Raw genomic sequence first — 21161 nt, forward strand, 5'->3', positions numbered from 1 at the left:
TTTGAATTCTGTATAAGAATTGTAAGTTTTTTTCCCAAAAAACAGTATTTGGCTGTATTCTACAAAAAAACTCTCCTAACAGAGCATAGAGTGTCATTATTTTCGACTTTTTGTGCACAAAGTATCTGTTGGACATCTTACAGTTGTCAATATAATGTGATGCAGTCTAAAAAGACAAAATAACGTTGGAGATAATTTCAGCATGAAAAAAATTGAAGCCATTATAAAACCTTTCAAACTTGATGAAGTGAAAGAAGCGCTTCAAAAAATAGGGCTCCATGGTATTACAGTAACAGAAGCGAAAGGTTTTGGTCGTCAAAGGGAACATACAGAACTTTACCGTGGGACGAAATATGTTGTTGACTTTCTCCCTAAAGTAAAAATTGAAATTGTCGTGTCCGATGACAAACTGGAACAAACTGTTGATGCAATACGTAAAGCAGCCCAAACTAAACATATAGGAGATGGAAAAATATTTGTCTTTTCCATTGATGATGCCATTCGTATAGGGACTGACGAAACTGGGATCGATGCCCTTTAATAAATAACGAGAAAATTCACTTTTTTATCCACCTCAACGCCATATTAAGGAAATTGAATATGACAACCGCATCAGATATTATCAAACAGATTACAGACAACGAAATCCGTTTTGTTGATTTACGTTTTACTGATCCACGAGGAAAATTGCATCACATTACAATGGATATCGCAGAGATCAGCGAGGATACTTTTAGTGATGGTGTCATGTTTGATGGTTCTTCAATTGCTGGTTGGAAAACAATTAATGAATCTGACATGGTTTTAATGCCAGATCCAGCAACAGCACATATTGATCCTTTTTTTGCTCAATCTACTTTGGTCATATTTTGTGATGTACTTGATCCTGTCTCTGGTGAGTTTTATCGTAGAGATCCTCGTTCTATCGCCAAAAGGGCTGAGGTGTATATGAAATCTTTAAACATTGGAGATACGATCAATGTAGGTCCAGAAGCAGAGTTTTTTATCTTTGATGATGTGCGCTATAAAACGGACCCTTACAACACAGGGTTTAAACTCGATTCAAGTGAACTTCCCTCTAATGATGATACGGAATATGAAACAGGAAATCTAGGGCATCGCCCACGAATAAAGGGAGGCTACCTTCCTGTTCCGCCGATTGATTCCTGCCAAGATATGCGTTCTGAAATGCTCACAGCACTCAAGGATATGGGTGTACAGGTCGAAAAACACCATCACGAAGTAGCAGCAGGCCAACATGAATTGGGTATTCGTTTTGATACACTTGTTCGCGAGGCTGACAAGATGCAAATTTTTAAATATGTTGTACATCAAATAGCAAACAGTTATGGGAAAACAGCAACCTTCATGCCAAAACCAGTTTTTGGTGATAACGGCTCTGGAATGCATATCCACATTTCCATTTGGAAAGATGGCAAACCCATTTTTGCAGGAAATGAATATGCCGGACTATCAGAAACCTGTTTGTTTTTTATCGGCGGTGTTATTAAGCACGCAAAAGCAATAAATGCTTTTACCAACCCATCCACAAACTCCTATAAACGTTTGGTTCCTGGTTATGAAGCTCCTGTTCTTCTTGCCTATTCAGCACGTAATCGTTCTGCATCTTGCCGTATTCCTATGAGCTCCTCACCAAATTCAAAACGCGTAGAAGTTCGTTTTCCAGACCCAACAGCAAATCCCTATTTGGCATTTGCAGCCCTTTTAATGGCTGGTCTTGATGGCATCAAAAACAAAATTCATCCCGGACATGCTATGGATAAAGATCTTTATGATCTTCCCTTAAAGGAACTTAAAGAAATCCCTACTGTTTCAGGAAGCCTGCGTGAAGCGCTTGAAGCACTTGACAAAGATCGTGGCTTTCTTAAAGCTGGCGACGTTTTTGATGATGATCAGATTAATTCCTTCATTCAAGTAAAGATGCAAGAAGTCTTGCGTTACGAAACAACACCCCATCCTGTTGAATTTGATATGTACTATTCTGTTTAAACAATCAATACGCATTCTTTTGATTTTTAAAATGGAGGCAAAAGCCTCCATTTTTGTGGATATTCGTCTCATGCAAAAGCGCAAGAGGCTTTTTGCTCGTCCGCTTTTCCTTTATAATGTGTTGAATCTCTTCAAATGAATTAACAAAGGTTTCTAATGCCGCGAATTTGTTTTCTCGTTCTCGTTCTTTTATGCATTGTCTTTATCACATCAACAACTGAAGCACATACAATAACCAACCAAAAACTTACAACTCTTGAGAAAGCAACATCTGCTTATAGTAAAGCACTTAAAAATGCCGATGCAAATGCCATCTTAAATGCTATTCCTCCCCAAGTCATCAACCACTTAACCGCCAAAAAAAATCTTAATCAATCACAATTTCTACAAATCATGAAAAGCCAAATAGAACGGTTGGCAGAAAGTTACAAGATTGAAACGATCAACATTGATCAAAAACAAAAACGTGAAGGTACCCTTGATAATGGTACCCCTTATTTTGTTATACCCGTGGAGCTTGTAACCACAACAAATGCTGGGAAAAAATGCTCTATTCAAACTGAAATTATTGCCCTACTTCACGATAACCAATGGTATTTTATCCGTGGCAATGACGAAGCGCTCTTAACCATAACCAATGAAATATTTCCTGGACTTGATAAAGTAAAAACCAATCCTCAAAAAGTCACAAAAATACTCTGAGCGAAAAGAATGCACGTAAATAAAAGATTTTCCCCTATAAACAAGTTGTAACAATTGTAGCAGCAGCATTAAATTCAACTTTTTTATGAGCACGGCGTGCTATTGTTTCTTTATCCGTTCCCCATTGCTCCATCATCCAATCTTCATCTAAATGGGTAATAGACCATGCATGATCAGCATCAATCTTTCCCGCAGCAACAGCAAGAGCAATGAGAGCAGATCCTGTTAAGGTCGTCATCAGATGAAGTGCAGCAAGCATATAAGGAGATTCAACTCTACGTAAATAATTACTGACTGCTTGAAGCGCTTCTGGTGATTGTTCCACATGCATTAGCCCTTCTGTCAAATAAAACCGCGCACCCAATTTTTCTTCTGCCCAATCTAATAAAGGATCCCATTGTTCAGATTGTTTTTGCACCAACTCTTTAGGTGTCTGCGCACGATAAAAGATCATATCACATGCAACGAAACGCAATAAATCTTCAAACACAGCCTGCATATCATCAGCGATACCATCAATAACAGTATTAACCAAACGCGTCATCGGCATTTTTGCCGGATCAACAACGTGGTGTTGGCTCTCAAATTCCTGAGCAACGAATTCAGCAAACACTTGCGTTGGCACATGAAAATGACGCCTTGCGGGCGTTTTAACAGAATGTCCATCTAATAAGAGAGTAAAACCTCCTTCCTCACGAGCAATTTTTACTTGTTTATAAAATCGTTTTGGTAACGGCTGACATGAAAGATTTTGAGTCTGTTGAACAGAAATCTTTTTATTCAATGGCATATTAAAGTGATCCAAAATCTCACGCATATTGTTTACCTCTGATCTTTTTAAGAAAGAGACTATTTTTCTAAATTTTATATATTTTAATAAGATTTAATCCACCCTTCCCACATCTCAAAGAAGGAAAAAGACTTGCCAACCCCACTCTAATCTAAGAGTTATATTTCATCTTTCTTTCACAAACAAGCCAATGATGATACCTTTTCATATATTCAATACAGTCACAACTGTAGAATATTTTTTAAAAATATTATTTTAATTAAAAAGTTAAATATACTGAATGAGATGGTAAAGGCAATCATGCTTTACCACTTTTCTTATTATCTACCTACAATAGTGCACTCGATACGAACAGCTTCAAAAATACTTTTTGCAAAATTTTAAAGTAGAAAAAGGCTTATTATCCCCAAAAGAGCAGTGTGCTTTACACATCCTCCACCTTTCTTCACCATTCCAATCATTCGTCATATCCAACAAATATTCCCTGCGCAGAATTTTTTCTCCCTAATAACTCCCCTAAACAACGATCTTGTATGGCAATAGGATAATAACAAGACAAAATTATATCGTAAATTTTCTTTCACATATGCATATGTTTTTTAAAGCACTAAATTATTTAACTTATTTTTCTTGTTATACTTCACATATTGCACTAGTCTAAATTTAGGCACATAATTAAAAGAATAGAGATCATGCAATTTGAAAATAATACTTTTATCTATACACTTGGCCCTGCAGACACTAACTGTGCAGCTGCGGCTCGATGGTGGCTTGACAGTCATAATCAAAACATTTTTTCCTCTGATTCAGAATCGCGTATTATCTTATACGCAACTCTTGAAGAAGCCTTTGATGAACTCGCTCAGAAAAAGGATGGTTACCTCCTAAGCTGTGCGGCTTACCCCGACTTGCATACACTCATATTCACCCGTTTAGGTGATTTGCAATTATTTGATAGCTTTATCATGCCTACTCACTCTATGGTTTTAGCTAAACACAATAACGCTGATGAAATTAAAACTGTCGCCACTCATCCTGCTCCGCAATCTCTAGTGGCTCCTCAATATGACAAAATATTTGCCAACAGCAATGCTGATGCAGCCGTTCTTTGTGAGGCTAAAAAAGCAGATGCTTGTATCACAACATCGGTTGCAGCAAACCGTTATAAGCTGAATATTATGAAAAATTTTGGACAAGTGCCAATGGCTTTCTTGCTCCATTCGCTAAAGTCAGCTCATCATGAAACAATCTGAAGCACTTCTTTCTATTGTTAACTTGGTTGACAAATTTCGTGTGCGCCAAGAACGAGATGGAAGCATTAAAGAACCAACTTCAGCAGATAGTGATATAATCAATGAATTGATCACTCTGCTCAATCATCATGCAGATATAATTGACGGATTATCTCCGGAACTTTTGGTGACCACTTCTGATGATCTTCATCAGTGGATGCTCAACGGTTTAAGTACTCCTCCTAAATTTGATAACACCTTGGCTGCTTTCAAAGCGCCATTACCAGATGCTCCCCTATTTTTCTTGGCTCCAATGCGTGCAACGAATGGTCCTGATCCAGAAGGTTTCCGGCTGGAATTAGTTACAGGCTACCGTCATGAAACGGACTATCTTGCCGACGCTTCAAAATATACAAAGAATTATGTATCACCTTTTCAATGTATAAAAATGGGAAGAGCATCAAAAGGTTTTTTAGAAGGCAATTGCATTGTTCTATTCCCAGAATCTGTGGCGACTGCTCAAAAAATTGACAAACAAGCATTTGCTTTGTTTTTTTTCAGCAAATTCTTTGATATTTACAACAAGCAAACAATTGTGGAAGCTGAACGTTTGCTTGGTAGAGACAGTAAATTCCTATTCGGTCAATTGTATAGTCGTAATTTATCTAAAGAGGATATGTATGATATTCGCTGTTTGTGGGGCTATTATCATGACTATGCACATCATACAGGACCACGACCATTAGATAAGAATCTGTATATAAAATTAAATTGGTTTACAGGTCTTCTAGAGGAAACTAAAGTTGACTTAATTACAGTGCGTATTATGCTAGAAAACTGTCCAAAGTTTTGGAGAGAAATAACTGAGTTTGTTCTCTTAGAACGCATATTTCGTTATCCAAAAGGTTCTGATCAGCATATGACATTCGATGCTGGTACAGGGATTTTGCTTTTTGAAATATTGATGCGGAATAAAGCATTGATTGAAACAAATCAAGGTTATCTTCAATTTGACTTGGAGCGTCTTAAGCAAGTAATAGCATTAATGATTGCAGATATAGAAGCACTTGAAGCTTTAGATGATGATGCTTATTTAGCAGAGGCTAAGGATTATATCCAAAATAATCTTGGAAGACCGCAAACCTCAAAATCACGATTTAATTTTTCAACATCATCTTATGCACAGTACGTTATTGGGGGATTAAATCATTGAGTGTCTTAAAAGGACGGTTATTCCTATTTACCTTTGCTATTCTAGCATTGTTTTCCATAAGTTGGTTATTATCTAAAAATTTGGTTAGCAATATACCTGTCATGCATGCAGTTGGACTTAGATTATGTGCCACTGCTGCCGCCTTATGGTTAATTGCACTATTTCGTGAGAAAGCCATTTTCAGATCCCTACCATTGCTTTCCATGATACCTGCTTTTTTTATTCTCTCACTATTAGGATTCTCGCTGTACTTTGTATGCAGTTTTGGTGCATTAAAATCACTCAAAGCCAGTGATTTAACCATGGTGCTCGCTACTATTCCAGGGATTACTTATATATTAGGTGCATTGACAAATGTCCTTAAATTCTCATGGCTGAAGTTTAGCGGAGTGATAATTGTCAGTGTAGCAGCTGTAGCATTCAATATAAACAGTGGAGAAGGTGGATATTATAACCTGATAGGAGTAGGTCTTGCCTTAACAGCAGCGCTTTCTTACTCTGCTTATGGCTTATTGTCTAAACATTATCTTAAAAATTTACCTTTGCTCACCTCTCTGGCTTGGATTACGACAATTTCTGCCGCATCATTTATACCATTATTCATTTTTGATCCTACCCCACTCTTCTATCTTAATTTGGAAGATCTATTTAAGATATTGATTTTAGGAACTGTTTGCTCGGCACCAGTTTACGTTTTGTACCAAAAAGTTTTAGCTGAAGGAGGTGTATTATACGCCAACACTATTGGCGTATTATCCCCTTTTGCAGTGGTTACATGTGAATGGATAACCGGCTCGAGTCCTTCTCTCAACATTATCAAAATAATTGCTATGATGATGGCTGTTATAGGAATGACATTCTTATTTATAGATGCATCAAAGATATCTGAATGGCAACAAAAACGTCGTGCCCAAAATTCCAAATTTAATAAGGAAACAAAATGAAAAAACTCGCATTAGTTTGCCAGCGCAATACAAAGTTCCCGTTTATATTTGAAGCAGCACAAGCAGCTAATATCGAATTAGTAATGATCTATGATACCGCTGAAAGCGCTCCTATTCAAAACCCCGCAGCAGTCACTGCAACTTGGAAACTTCCTGTTTTTGATAAGCCAGAGGCAGCTCTAGACGCTTTTGCAGCAGGCGTAAAAGAACGCAATATTGCTGGGGTTATGACCCTTCGCGAAGAAGCTATCCTATGGACAGCTTTGGCTGCAAAAAAAATCAATACTCCAAGTATTGAACCAGAAGTAGCAGCATTAACCAGAAACAAATATCTCATGCGTCAAGCTTTTGCTAAAGCAGGCTTAAGAACACCAAAATTTCTGTATATAGATAATCCAGAAGACCTATCACAAACACAAACCTTAGACTATCCGCTCGTTATTAAACCCGTCTCTGGATGGGCGAGTACAGGCGTCATGTTAGCTAAAAATCCTGAAGAATTTTCTAAGCTCATCAAAGCTGTATGGAATGTTCAGTATAAAGACATGGCACGTTTTAATGATAAAAATAAACCTGTAGGTTTAATTGTAGAACAATATTTGCCAGGAAAAGAATTTGTCGTAGAATGTTTTGTTGATACAACAGGTGTGCATGTTTTAGCTGTTGGCGACAAAGGACAACCTGAAGGACCATGGTTTGAAGAAACAATTTATCGTCAACGCTGTGATATAGATGATCCTTTAATTATTGCTTTATGTGAGGCTGCATGCTCTGGAGTCAAAGCTCTTGGTATAAATATGGGTGCTGCCCATGTAGAGCTACGCCTAGATGCTCATAATTTACCTTATATCATTGAGATTGGCGCTCGTATAGGTGGATCAGGTGTCTCCCATTTTATTGTTGAGCAAGGTACAGGGATTTCATTTGCAAAACTATGTATGAATGCCGCTTTAGCTGAAAAAAACTTAGACCTTCCCGATATACTCCCAGCTAAAAAAGTGGCGGCAAATTATATTATTCCTCTTCATGGGTATGGACGGTTTTCTGGATTTTTAGGTCTAGATAAGGTTGCACAGCATCCTCAAACCGCCAGAACTATCATTTTTTTTGAAACCAATCACATTTCACCACCTCCACCAGCATTTGGTGGATATCCTGGTTTTATTTTCTCTGTTCATAACTCAAACGAAGAAGCACGCAATTACCATAAATGGCTCGATGATACCTTAAGCATCATATGGCAAAATACTGATTTATAATGATAATTTAGCGTTATTCATATTGAACGAGAACCCCGATATCGTAGGATTTTCTCATTTTAAATCTGTTTATCAGATGGACAAATTTTTTAAAGCATTTGAAAAATGCTATAGTAGATAAAACTAAATCAACACAATATTTTCATATTTATTAAAACACATGATATCATTATTAAAAGAAGCAACTAAAATTCTGCACAAACAATGGTTTTAATTCCGATAGTAGAACAAGACTTTGAAAATCACATTTATTATTTTTTAAAAGATTTATTAAAAATGATAGCGCAATCCACCAGAAAAATGAACTCCAGAAAAACCAGCCTTGGTTAACGTGTGCTGATAGCTAAGATCACTGTGAAGTGTAACTTTAGAAGAAAACTGTGAATTGACACCCAAGCCAACTTCTAAGGAAGAACCAAAAGAACTCAACTGAAAAACATCTTTAAAATGAACAAATTGTTCTTTACCAAAACAATGAGCAAGATGAATATTGCCATAAAAAGAAATGATACGATCCTTTTCAGAGGCTGTAAATGTTTTACTTAAACGCCCACCAACACGCATAAACCATTGATCTATTTTTTTCATCTCAACATCAAATCCATCAATATCACGAAACTTATCAAATTGAAGATGTTGATAAATAAGCTGAAGTTGCGGATCAAAAATAAGATCTTTATATCCTGTCATAAACGTTTTACCAGCAGAAAACGACACGTTCAAAGGATTTGCTTTTAATGTCGCCGTCTTACCCCAAACATGGCTACGCACATCCCCTTTAAACAAACCATAAGATAAAAGACTATCTATATAAAAACCAGTTTTGTGTTCCACACTACCGTATGCCGTAAATGACCATTTATTAAATGTACTCTTTTGACTTTGTTCCACGTTATGAGGTTGTAAGGAAAGCTTTCCATAGGTTCCCATAATCCCAAAAGATGTCGTACTATATGCGCTCTCTATTGTTTTGAGCAAAATATCTGTTTTTATAGCGTTATAATCAACATGACCATCGCACCCATATTTAAGTGTAGAAAGATCTGAGACATAACGATAACGTCCACCATAATCGTGGACAGATAAAGCAAAGTTCCCTTCAACTTTTAATAATTTACGAGGAATAGACCGCCTAACTTGCAACTGCTTTTGTTGATGACTAATATCCATGAGCCCAACATGAAACAAAGCATTTGGTAACAAAAGATAGGTCGGAACTTGTGGAACAACCTCTCTGACCTTTAACTCAGAAGGGGGAATAGCAGACACCTCTAAAGCAGGCTGAATATATTTACTTTCAAGGCGAAAATCCCAAAAATCTCCATCTCCTTCAACCAATCTTTGAGAAGTTTGTGCATTTCCAAGAGCAGAAGCTGGACCATAAGCATGAAGATAATATTGGTAAGGCAAACCCTCTAATGCGATATAAGCACGATTTAACTGAAAAGAATCCTCTGCCGCTTTTCCAGAAACCTGAATAAGTGAAATACTATGAGCATTTTCACCGGTTGCTATCTCACCCTGATTTTCTGCAACAAATTGCACATAAACTGTTGTTTTTCCAGAAACATCACCATGTATTAAAAGCCGATCAGTTTTTGTATTATCGAGCAAACCATCACTACTGAGATGCGTATTGAGATAAATATCTGCCCTATCTTGCGCACTATAAACTTCTTTTTCTCCCTTCCCAATATGAAGTGTCTGATACTCCTGAAACATTGGAGTCTCAAAAGCAATAAAACTATCAGAAACTTTCACAAATGAAATAGACGAACTTGTACGGTTTGCAACTTGCAAATCGATCTCTCTTCTTTTTGTCAAAAACCATTTTGATCCCCCTGTTAAATAAAGCTCAGCAATAGAATCATCGGCAACACGAGTCCCTCCTATCAATGAAGAAGAATTAGCCAAAATCGCTACACTTCCCCCTTTTTCAGCTGTTAATAATAAGTCACCAAAAATTTTTGTACCTTCTGTTACTCCAATATAAATACGACTGTTATGACTATGAACAGCTGTCCCATCTGGAACCTCAAAAATCGTCCTTTTCAAAAAGACAAGCCCCTGTTCATATGCATCATTTTCCTCATCCCTCTCAAAATACATACCATGTTTGTTACCTATTGCTTTAATTGTTGAATCTTCAATATTAACCCGCGAAATTAAAATATTTCCTTCCCTGCCGTTATTGGATGGCGTGTTAGAATCTTGTCCAACTGTTAAAACATGAACATCCGTAGAAATAATATTCGTATTTTTTACATAAACAGAACCCTGATGTTTTACATTGAAAACTGTATGTGTAATTTTTTCATTTGTATTTTCTTTGTCTTCTGTTTTTTGATATTTTGAAGCAATGGTAACACCATCTAAAGTCGCACTCCCCCCTCTCCCCACATAAAGCGCAGCAGCATCATTCACATCAATAAATCCACTTTTCATCTGAATACCCGCATCAGCCCTAACGAAAAGAGCACTCTCTTGACCGATACCCAAACCTTCCACTTTAATTTTTGTATTCGTTAACGTAACAGATGCTCCTCGCTTCTCTGCATAAGCAGCAATCTGAGAAGCCTCAATTGTTCCACGATTAACCTCAATCATTCCACTATCAGCTTTAAGACCTATTGATACATTTTTTAAAGCTGAATCGCTCAAAACAATTTTTCCCCCTCGTGATACAAAAACACCATAAATATCTTCTATACTTGCAGTCCCTTCAACCTCTACACGCATTGCCTGAATAACTGTATTTGGCTCCTGTACTACTATAGCAGCAGGTAACATGAGAGAACGATCCTCCCCATTCTTTTCTTTAACAGGCGCCGTGAATTTATATACTTTATCACTAATTGTATGCTTTGAACCATCACTGCATTCATAAGGTAATTTGTTTTTGTCACATGACAGTGATGTATATGAATGAGAATGTGCCTCAATATTTATATTTAACAAAAAAGAAAAAATAGCTGCTGTAAAAACGCACGAATACAAGTGATTGTTAGATACCTTGATTATCATTGTTTTTCAAAACTTTCTTTTTTCAACAAAAACAAAAAATGCTGGCAAAAAAATAAACCACAAATTAAACACAACAAGAATAAAACAAACAAAATTATTTTATTTTTTATGATAAAATCATAGCATTCAATAATATGTTTTGTGTTTTATGTAAAGAAAGAACAAAAAGTTTAAAAATACCATTTAGGATGAAAATCCCTTTAAAGAATGCATCTCAAAAACTGCTGGAAACTGTAATTACAAAAGGCCAAAAAAACAATCTTAAAAAAACGTGAAAAAATGCGAATTTTGAAGAGATATAATATTCAATTTATCTCACCACCAAAAAATAAAAATACAACAAAATGAGAATAACTTTTAAGATTAAACGATTAAAACGTTTTAATAAAACACAGCACAAAAAGATACAGTATACGAAATCTATAACCGCATCATCTCTTCAACTACAACAAAAAAACAAGAAATTGCACACTAATGTATAAGCTAATGTACACAATTTCTATATTAAAAATGCTAGATATCTAACAAAGAAATTTGAATAAATAAAAAACTTCTCCTAATACCCTATCATCAATGATTTGAATTAATAAATGTAATATTTTAGATCTTTTGATAAAATCTAAAATACAGTAAAATACTCAGCATTCTGAACTTAAAAAACACCAAAATAAAATTTCATCAAAATTAGCTCTATGAAAGCTATCTGTTTATTATCGTTAAAGCAGATATTTTAGCAAAGCTATTATTTGCCATTCTTTATATTGAATAAATTTCTCTAAACAACAACTCACTATCCTCCGCTAGCATCATCTGACAACAACACTATTGCCAATCTCGTAGCTGATGAATATAACTACATTGGAGACAAAAGAGCTATATTTCTCTCTTCTCCCGTTTAATATTTTTATTTAATTATTGCTTTAAAAATCAACGTTCTACTGTTGATGATCACTTATGCAAAGCTTTTTTTATTTTCTGGCGCTTTTTATCATTTTCAAAACGTAACATCAAATTTCGCTCTTGTTGTGTCGAATTGGTTACACCAAAAGTATCATTGTCCATAACCTGCTGATACCCTGCTACCATTAAATTGACTAAAAATGAATCACTTCGCGGCGTTGATGAAAAATAGATTCCCTTTGAATCTTGTAATTTGTACCGATAACCTGCTTTAGTCATGCACTCATAAACTGCTGCAAAATCACTTGCACGCGAATCCATATTTTCAGAAGAAGCGTAGATTGGTTTCCAACCACATTTTGACAGTGCTTGTTGGACCATAGACTTACTGACACCGGACTTTTCCCATAATTCTAACGTCGATGGGGGAGGTTTGCTAATACACCCAGCAGAGCTTAATAAAATTATAGCACTCAATAATTTCAATGTTTTTTTCATTTCCCCCTCCGTCAATATTTACGATAGAAAGACTGATAAGTCTTCTAATATTTACTCACACGCAAGATGACTTTTGTTAGCATATAGATATTGAAGAAACAATCCCACCCCCATACAAAAACAAGAATATAAGGATTTTTGATTACAGCAGCCTCAATACTTAAGGTTGACATTCAGGTTGTTCTTTATGCTCTTCACAATGAGGACTATTCAAACGCCTCTCGACACTTCGCTGAGGAATAACTGCATCAGGCTGACAAATTGGAAGATTTTTATATTTCTCACACCACTTCATTCTTCCCAATTTATCTTGGAAACCTGCTTGGATCATACATGCATTCACAGACTCCTCAGCATTGAATTTCTCATCAGTACTTGTTTCTGTATCAAGACGACCATCAAGATGATGTATTCCACATTCTAACAGAGCTTTTTTGATCTCAAGCTGATCTGCACCGGATTTTTCCCATGCATCTACAGCTGTTCGAGAAGGCTGCTCAGGGTAGCATCCAGCCATAACAAATAAGGTTATCCCGCTTAATAATTTTAAAATCTGCTTCATTTTCCTATCCTTGAGTAATTTTGATATTACGAAACAATCTATAAATTATTTTACATGCTGTTTTTTATTTCCAAAACAATGATGAACATTATCAACCTATATTATTTTTATCTTTCCGAAGATTATGCCATAATTATTATATCAAAAATACGGTAAAATTATTACTAAAATCATCTATCTATCAACGATATGCTTATAATTATTATCAATATTTTGATTATAACCAAAATAGATATTTTATATTATTGCGCCAACAGTTGTGGTACCCATAAATAAATAGCATTGACATGCTGAATTAAGCCCCCCGCGTGCGGGTATGAGAAACATGAAGGTAGGGATTGTGATCGTCACAAACAGCAAGACTTAAGGTTTGCATTCAGGTGCATTTTTATATTTTTTACAAAAAGGGCTGTTCACGCGCTTCTTGACACTGCGCCTCGGGATGACAGCGCCTGGACGACAAATGGGCAAGTTTTCGGCTCTATGATTCTCGCACCAAGTCCCTCCCCCCACTTTATCACGAAAACCTGATTGAACCATACAAGCATCAATAGTTGCCCATGCATTGTAGCTGAGTTTTCTGTTTTCTGGATCGGCATCAATAAGGCTCGGCATTCCACATTCTAACAAGGCTTTTCCTACCTCAGTAAAATCAGTAACACCATTTTTCTCCCACGTAGCCACCTCTCCTGGAGGAGGTTTATCGATATTACATCCAGTTATAATTAACAAAGTTACAGTGCTTAATAATTTTAGAGTTTGTTTCATTTTTTACTCCTTGATTTACTTAAAGAAAATTGTTCACGATGAGATGTACCATAAAACTTTTGGCATTTTGGACCCACGTCTCCAAGACAGGTATGGGAACTTATGGGATTCTTGATCACTCTCCTCCATTCTTTCCAAACGTTACTACCAGCAGGTATCGTCTCGTAGGTATAGCCATTACCGCCAATAATTCTGCTTACAAAGTCAAATCTATTCCCATCAAAGCCAATAGTGGTTTGTTTGCCATCACTCACATAACCTAACAGACCGTATGCAACTAAAACATTAAAGGCTGGTCCATAGAAATTGATATTCGTGTTGTCGGCTATCCCGCGAACACCTTCTTGTTTGAAATAATACAGCATATTCCCCAATGTTATGGTACCGCGGCTATGTCCATAAAGTTCCAACCCTGTAATACCATGGCTATACACCAAATCTTTTGCTTCTTGTGTTGAATTGGTCAAACCCCAAAAGTTATTTTCCATAAACTTCTGATAGCCCGCGACCAGAAGTTCTGAGATAGCAGAATCGGCTTCTGGGAACACAACAAAATAAAGCGGATTATTTTTATCCTTCGCATGTTGCTCTGTATAAACAGCGGCTTCCTCTGGTGGAGTAAAGATGCCATTAAAGGACACATGCACCTTGCCATCAGAACCTTCTTGCAAATGCTGCTTTTCTTCATCCGTTAAATAATGAAAGAGAGAGAACAATCCCGCCATTCCAAGCGAAGGCAAGGATAGCGGATTGTTGCTTATCACTAGCTGCAAGATTTAAAGATAGCACTCATATTGTTCTGGATGCTTTTTACAAAAAGGGCTGTTTAAGCGCTTCTTGACACTGCGCCTCGGGATGACAGCGCCTGGACGACAAATCGGCAAGTTTTCGGCTTTATGATTTCCACACCAGCCCCCCTATCATATTTATCATGGAAACCAGCTTGAATCATACAAGCTTCTATGGTTGCCCATGCATTGTTGCTTAAATTTCTATTTTCCGGAAACACATCATAAGGAGTTGGCATTTCACATTCTAAAAGTGCTTTTTTTTTACCTCAAACCGATCTGCTCCTGATTTCTCCCACACCGTGAAGTATCCTTCAGGAGGTTTATTAAACTGGCATCCCATTATAACTAATAAAGCTATGCAACTCAATAATTTTAAACTTTGTTTCATTTTTTCCTCCTTAAAGGGACTTGTACTCGATTGAATGAGCCATGAACATACCGACATGCTTAGCTCGCATCTCCAAAGCAAGTATGGGGATTTATGGGATTTGTAGCCACTCTCTACCATTCTATCCAAACGTTACTGCCGGCAGGTATCGTCTCGTAGGTATAGCCATTACCGCTAATAATTCTGCTTACAAAGTCAAATCTATTCCCATCAAAACCTGTTTCACGCGTCTGTGAATGGCTGCTATGATGGTCTGTCATGCCAACAATCGTCATACTTTCTCCCATTACATTGATATCTTGACCGGAAATCAGATGAGAAGCAATAATCGTAGCATCTCATTGTACATCCATATCAACATTGCCTGTTGCCTCAAGGATAGAGAGAATTGTTGTTGTGTGTGTTCAGAGCTATTGGAAGATTTCTCGTGTAAAAAGCCACTTTCCGATGATTGTTTTTGCTAGTCGTAGTGTTCTTGAGCGCCTTTTATGGTAATATTGAATAATTTTGCACCGAAATACAGTTGCGGAGTGCATTTTGTCCGCCTCCACTTGTAATAAAAATTACTCTTGTATCAATATTAAAAAATAAGTTTGATCCTTCCTCTTGTGAGAGCAATAACAATAAGAATCGTAAAACTGTCACACGTTCATTGTTCTCTTTAATTTACTCTTCTATGAGATTTTATTGTAATACCTTGCTGGCTGTTTATTAAAGTTTTTGCAAATACAATCATACAATGCCTCATGTAACTTTGTTATCCACTATTTTCTACCAACGCCAATCCTCTTTGAGAAAAAATACATAAAGAACTTTATCTTCGCTTCTAAAAGCAATAGTAGTTTTCTAAACAACAAAATTTAAACAACCAATTTTTTAAAGAGCTTAAAAAACAATTCTTACAATAACTTCTTTCGTGAAACAGAACTTCATTAATACGTTTAGAAAGAGATATCTGCCTATAATCATGTATCTGGTAAAATCTATTTGCACTGTTAGGCATTTTAACCTGAAAGACTTATATTGATGGCACAGCTCACCATCAAAAAAACGCCTAATATTTATATGATTTTGTCGTTACCGTAAGCAATGGCTCACAAAAACTTCCAAAGCAAAATAATAACGAGCAGATTTTTTCAATCTAGATTGTTCTAACCTTTAGAGAAAACAATCAAACACCTGTTTTCCTGATGACATCAGCTATTTGTTTTGAGCTTTATCTCTATTCACATTTTATTGCTGTTTCTTTTGCTTAAAATTATAAAGTTTAAGTGCATAGAAACAAATAACAAGCCAAGCAATCCAAATAACACCTATAATTAAAACTGGTCGTGTCTCATCAAAGTACCATAGGAGAATAAAAATAAAAACCATAAATAAAATAGAAAAAATCGATCCTATTGGCCAAAATGGAATGGGAAATTTTAAACCATTCTGAGCTTCTTTAGGCATCTTAATTCGCATAAAAAATTGTGAAAGTAGAATCATCATCCAAACAAAAACTGTCGCAAATGTTGCCATTGCAGCAATAAGAAAAAAAAGCTTTTCATGATAAAAATAATTAAGGACAGCACCAAGAAGAAAAATACCGAAGATCATCAAAATAACAAAAACTGGTATACCGTTTTTTGATAAATATTGAAACTTTTTTAAAGCATAACCTTCCTGCGATAAACCATGGATCATACGACAAGCACCATACATTCCACTATTCATTGCTGAAATAGCCGCTGTAACAACAACAATATTTAAAATATTTGCTGCATATGAAATCCCAAGATTTTCAAAAATGGATACAAAAGGGCTATCCATGAGACCAATCTCATTCCAAGGATAAAGAGACATTAAAATAGCTAACGTCATGACGTAAAAAAGCAAAATACGAACTGGAGTAGAATTAATTGCCTTTGAAATCGTTTGATGAGGGTTTTGAACTTCCATAACTGCCATGCCAATGATTTCTATGCCACCAAAAGCAAAAACAACAACACTAAAGCAAGCTAAAAAACCAAACCAACCATTGGGAAAAAGTCCACCATTTTTCCATAAATTATGAACAGTAACGGTAGAAAAATCTGCACCTTCACCCCACCCCCAAAAAATAATTGCTATTCCTAAAATAATCATCGCAATGATAGCGATAACTTTAATAGAAGATAGCCAAAACTCTAGTTCACCATAGACTTCTACAGCCGCTAAATTAATACCTGTGATGATTAATGTAATACTCAGTGCCCATACCCAAGGAGCAACATCAGGATACCAAAACCCCATATAAGTCGCAAAAGCTGTAATATCAGCCAAACCAACAAGAATCATCTCAAATACATATGTCCATCCCGTTAAAAAACCTGCTAATGGTGATATGTAATTTGCCGCATAACGAGCAAAAGAACCAGGCAATGGATTATGAAGTATCATCTCTCCTAGAGCCCGCATAACCATAAAAATAGCTAAACCAGCAATACAATAGGCAATCAAAACACTAGGACCCGCAAGCTTAATTGCCTGTGCAGACCCATAAAAAAGACCTGTTCCAATAGCAGAACCAAGAGCTAAAAAAATAACTTGGCGCTTACTCATCCCTCTTTTCAGTTCATTTATTGCCATTTCTTTCCTTACTTTTTGAAATGCTGACAATCCACACCACGATAACAGCTCTATGAGAAATAAAGCCTCATGTTTCTTTCACAAATATATTTCAAAAAACATCGAAGACCAGCCAGTCCAACACTTTGCTCTAAACAATGAAAAAATACTTTTATTGCGAATTATTCAGCTTTTATAGCCTGCAATTTCGTATTATTTTATTCAAATAAAGTGATAATGAATTTTTTCATAATTGTCATTTAATTCATTCCGTATTCTCTAGTTTTTTACAGAGAAAATTAACCTTAATGTAATCTAAACTTTTAGGCTTCTATTTCAGTGTACTGAAATAGAAGCCTAAAAATTCATAACAAACACATTAACTATGCATACAATTAATTTTTTGTTACTTTAAGCCAACTTTCTTTGAGCTTATAAAAAAACTTTTTACGCCAATTGAATAGCTCAATTAATGATAATACGAATCTCGCAAGTTTTCAAAAGTATGAGAAAGTGTATCTACAACCCATCTTTTAAGGACTCCAGCTGCCTTAACGACAAGCTTTCCAATGAAAAAAAAATATACGGTAAAAAGAGCATCTTTGATTGTTGGTCCGATGATAGCGTTCTCCTTACCTCTGGGAATTTGCCCTGATATAGCAATAAAATCTTTGTTTTTCGCTGAAATAAGAGGCTCTTTCTCTTGGGCCACTATCATAATGAAAACTTCCTCTAGAAAGCTACCTCTCCTAAAATTTGCATGAATCTCAAGAATTTGAGAGAAAAAAAGAACTGTTATTGAAACACATAATTTAGAACTTTTAAACATTCCTTTCTCCTTTTTTATTTTAAATATCAAAAATGAACTATAAAATTCATAAAGTATTAACAAATAAGAATAATATAAAATAAAACTTTTATTTTTACTCGATACAATACATATATTATAATTTATATTTATAGAAATATAATATCACGAATATATAATTCGTGGATATTATTTAACTTATATTAAAATTTCTGATATAAATCAGAAAATATAGGTGCTTTAAGTTTATAGTTTCTATAAAATAACATAATATCTAGTTAACTACAAAAATCAGATATATACAGTAATAAATATATGATTTATTAAATAATTCAAATATTGTATCGCTCCTCTATATTTTCATATGAGGAAGTTTTAAAATTCAATATCCGCCCTTCAGCATTGACCTTAAAACAAATACTATTGAAAACTTAATGAAGGAAAAATTGTTTCTGGTAAAACAGATAATAAGTGCCCTTCACGCACAAGTATATGTGCTTGATGAAGATCTGGAGCCAGATAGCGATCTTCCTTAAGAGAAGCAACATTTTTTCGTAGACATTCCATAACAGATTGCAAAAAAGTACTTGTTCTTAAAGGTGCACGATATTCAATTCCTTGTGCTGCAACAAGCGTTTCAATGCCAATAAGTGTAAAAAGATTTTCGCTCATTACCAATAACCGACGCGCTCCATGGCAAGCCATTGAAACATGATCTTCTTGATTGGCAGAAGTTGGGGTTGAATCAACGGAAGCAGGATGGGCCATTTGCTTATTTTCAGACATCAAAGCTGCCGCTGTTACTTCAGCAATCATAAAACCTGAATTAAGACCCGCATTATGCGCTAAAAAAGCTGGAAGTCCATAAGAAACTGCTGGATCAACCATAAGAGCAATACGCCGTTGAGAAATAGATCCTATTTCACATAAAGCAAGAGCAATCTGATCAGCGGCAAACGCTACAGGTTCAGCATGAAAATTCCCACCTGATACAACTTCACCATTCCTTAAAATCAATGGATTATCTGTAACAGCATTTGCTTCAATAATCAGTGTTTTTGCTGCTGCCAGCAAAATATCAAAACATGCCCCCATGACCTGTGGCTGGCAACGTATACAATAAGGATCTTGTACACGCTCATCACCCCGTAAATGTGCTGCACGAATTTCTGAATCCTCTACAAGCTTTTCTAATGTTTTCGATACAGCAATCTGCCCATAATGTCCTCGTAAAATATGGATATCAGGATGAAATGGCGCCGTTGATCCCATGATAGCATCTGTCGTCAAAGCCCCTGCCAACAATCCACCACACAATGCCCGATAACCTCGAAAAAGACCAGAAAGTGCAAGGGCTGTTGATGTTTGAGTCCCATTAATAAGAGCTAGACCTTCCTTTGCCTCTAAAATAATAGGGGACAATCCCGCTTTCTCTAATGCAACCGCCCCACTCATACGAATATTTTGAAAAAATGCTTCTCCTTCTCCCATCATAACAGCCGCCATGTGAGCAAGTGGAGCTAGATCACCTGAAGCACCAACAGACCCTTTTTCAGGGATGACAGGAATGACGCCCTTTGCAAGCATATTTTCCAGCAAATTTACCAATTCTAGACGAACTCCTGAAGCCCCTCTTCCTAAAGAGATAAGCTTTAAGCTCATTATCAAACGCACAATATTTTCAGCTAAAGGCTCTCCTACCCCACAACAATGGGACAAAATAAGGTTTCTCTGTAAAACAGCGACATCGTCCGCATCAATTTTAATGGAAGCCAACTTCCCAAAACCAGTATTAATACCGTACACAGGCTCACTTCCAGCAGCAATTTCAGCAATGCGTTGAGCTCCTTTCTCGATAGCTAAATGCGTGTCATTATGAAGTTTACTCACTTCACCATTAAAATAAATAGCTGCAAGCTCACTAAGCGTCACCTCGCTCGGTTTCAGTATAATAGTCATAATTTACTTTCTTTTTTTATCAAAGTATAACGTTTAGCATTATTGATCCTTCTATAAAACAAAAAAAACTATAACGACTCTTTAAAGCGAGAATGCTTTCTTAAAGGTATTCCTTACAATGGAGTTATTATCCAAAAGTAGAATAGTTTACGATAAATGAAAATGAAATATTGACAAGCTCAACCAAGGTCATGGATTTTAAAAATAGATAACGCATTAATTTATAATTATAATCTAGCATGATTCATATTAAATGAGAGAGCGGAATATCTTTAGACTCTCTCATTCCAAATCTGTGTATGTTGAATCAATCAAAACCATTCGCTTGCACGTCATAAGCGAGACTGTCGTATGGATAAAACTGTACAAAAAAGGACTAAAAACTCCTCTTATAAACCATGTCAAGGGCTGTCGCAACATTGGGAAATGACAAAGTGTGTGATGGTGCAAGCTTATTCTTTTATGAAGCGTAAAGATGGAGAACTCAATGGATTTATCATCAAGCTATTCCTACTAAACTTATAAAAACCTTAAATAGATAGCTGTCACAATCTATCATGATTGCAAAAATTAAACTCTATAGAAAATTAAAAAACTTATTCAACACATCACAACAGAGACAAAATTGAGCTTATTTGCTTGAGCTTATTTGCCACTTCTAAAATTGTATTTAAAGCGCCAGATTAAACCTTGAAAAACACATCTTCAATAAAACCACATAAGA

General features: G+C 35.9%; 17 protein-coding genes and 1 pseudogene. 7 read left to right on the forward strand and 11 right to left on the reverse strand.

All coding sequences use genetic code 11. The features are described 5' to 3' along the window. Positions 1–202 precede the first annotated feature (202 nt). From ACFIMG_RS08970 to ACFIMG_RS08980, 3 genes are all read left to right on the forward strand, one after another. Positions 203–541, forward strand: coding sequence for a P-II family nitrogen regulator (locus ACFIMG_RS08970; RefSeq protein WP_375606671.1), 339 nt, complete (start codon positions 203–205; stop codon positions 539–541). Positions 542–600: 59 nt separating this feature from the next. Then, positions 601–2010, forward strand: coding sequence for a type I glutamate--ammonia ligase (glnA, locus tag ACFIMG_RS08975; RefSeq protein WP_375679211.1), 1410 nt, complete (start codon positions 601–603; stop codon positions 2008–2010). Between the two features lie 156 nt (positions 2011–2166). Next, positions 2167–2712 carry a hypothetical protein gene (locus ACFIMG_RS08980; RefSeq protein ID WP_375679210.1) on the forward strand — a complete coding sequence of 182 codons (546 nt, stop codon included), beginning with the start codon at positions 2167–2169 and terminating at the stop codon, positions 2710–2712. A 34-nt stretch (positions 2713–2746) separates the two neighbouring features. Here the strand turns inward: ACFIMG_RS08980 and ACFIMG_RS08985 are convergent, their stop codons facing one another. After that, positions 2747–3529, reverse strand: coding sequence for an ATP12 family chaperone protein (locus ACFIMG_RS08985; RefSeq protein ID WP_375679209.1), 783 nt, complete (start codon positions 3527–3529; stop codon positions 2747–2749). A gap of 665 nt (positions 3530–4194) precedes the next feature. Here ACFIMG_RS08985 and ACFIMG_RS08990 point away from each other — a divergent pair. From ACFIMG_RS08990 to ACFIMG_RS09005, 4 genes are all read left to right on the forward strand, one after another. Then, complete coding sequence (locus tag ACFIMG_RS08990; RefSeq protein ID WP_375679208.1) at positions 4195–4755, forward strand: prephenate dehydratase domain-containing protein; 561 nt, start codon at positions 4195–4197, stop codon at positions 4753–4755. Further along, a complete protein-coding gene (locus ACFIMG_RS08995) occupies positions 4742–5947 on the forward strand; it encodes a DUF6421 family protein (protein ID WP_375679207.1) in 1206 nt (401 codons plus the stop codon). The genes ACFIMG_RS08990 and ACFIMG_RS08995 overlap by 14 nt, the downstream gene beginning before the upstream one ends. 80 nt (positions 5948–6027) lie before the next feature. Continuing rightward, positions 6028–6891, forward strand: a complete 864-nt coding sequence (locus ACFIMG_RS09000) for a DMT family transporter (protein ID WP_375693603.1) — start codon at positions 6028–6030, stop codon at positions 6889–6891. Next, positions 6888–8150, forward strand: a complete 1263-nt coding sequence (locus ACFIMG_RS09005; RefSeq protein ID WP_375679205.1) for an acetyl-CoA carboxylase biotin carboxylase subunit family protein — start codon at positions 6888–6890, stop codon at positions 8148–8150. Before ACFIMG_RS09000 ends, ACFIMG_RS09005 begins: the two co-directional genes overlap by 4 nt. Positions 8151–8420: 270 nt before the next feature. Here ACFIMG_RS09005 and ACFIMG_RS09010 read toward each other — a convergent pair whose 3' ends face one another. The 10 genes and pseudogenes from ACFIMG_RS09010 to hutH form a co-directional block, all read right to left on the reverse strand. Beyond that, a complete protein-coding gene (locus tag ACFIMG_RS09010; protein ID WP_375679204.1) occupies positions 8421–11174 on the reverse strand; it encodes an autotransporter outer membrane beta-barrel domain-containing protein in 2754 nt (917 codons plus the stop codon). Positions 11175–12122: 948 nt separating this feature from the next. Continuing rightward, entirely contained in the window at positions 12123–12572 is a 450-nt protein-coding gene (locus ACFIMG_RS09015) for a hypothetical protein (RefSeq protein WP_375679203.1), read from the reverse strand. A gap of 160 nt (positions 12573–12732) precedes the next feature. Further along, the gene (locus tag ACFIMG_RS09020) at positions 12733–13134 is read right to left on the reverse strand and encodes a hypothetical protein (RefSeq protein ID WP_375679202.1); all 402 of its coding nucleotides are present in this window, start codon (positions 13132–13134) and stop codon (positions 12733–12735) included. Positions 13135–13497: 363 nt separating this feature from the next. Further along, positions 13498–13902: a hypothetical protein gene (locus tag ACFIMG_RS09025; protein WP_375679201.1), complete on the reverse strand. Its 405-nt coding sequence runs from the start codon at positions 13900–13902 to the stop codon at positions 13498–13500. After that, a complete protein-coding gene (locus ACFIMG_RS09030) occupies positions 13899–14642 on the reverse strand; it encodes a filamentous hemagglutinin (protein WP_375679200.1) in 744 nt (247 codons plus the stop codon). Before ACFIMG_RS09030 ends, ACFIMG_RS09025 begins: the two co-directional genes overlap by 4 nt. A gap of 36 nt (positions 14643–14678) precedes the next feature. Continuing rightward, a pseudogene (locus tag ACFIMG_RS09035) lies at positions 14679–15081 on the reverse strand (hypothetical protein). 113 nt (positions 15082–15194) lie between these two features. Beyond that, entirely contained in the window at positions 15195–15356 is a 162-nt protein-coding gene (locus ACFIMG_RS09040; RefSeq protein ID WP_375617748.1) for a hypothetical protein, read from the reverse strand. Between the two features lie 958 nt (positions 15357–16314). Then, the gene (locus ACFIMG_RS09045; RefSeq protein WP_375632398.1) at positions 16315–17691 is read right to left on the reverse strand and encodes an amino acid permease; all 1377 of its coding nucleotides are present in this window, start codon (positions 17689–17691) and stop codon (positions 16315–16317) included. Positions 17692–18139: 448 nt separating this feature from the next. Next, positions 18140–18499 carry a hypothetical protein gene (locus ACFIMG_RS09050; protein ID WP_375693602.1) on the reverse strand — a complete coding sequence of 120 codons (360 nt, stop codon included), beginning with the start codon at positions 18497–18499 and terminating at the stop codon, positions 18140–18142. A 399-nt stretch (positions 18500–18898) separates the two neighbouring features. Continuing rightward, on the reverse strand, positions 18899–20437 hold the full coding sequence (gene hutH / locus ACFIMG_RS09055; protein WP_375679199.1) for a histidine ammonia-lyase: 1539 nt from the start codon (positions 20435–20437) through the stop codon (positions 18899–18901). Positions 20438–21161 lie beyond the last annotated feature (724 nt).

The organism is Bartonella sp. AP11XZML (assembly GCF_042196445.1).
Classification (GTDB): domain Bacteria; phylum Pseudomonadota; class Alphaproteobacteria; order Rhizobiales; family Rhizobiaceae; genus Bartonella.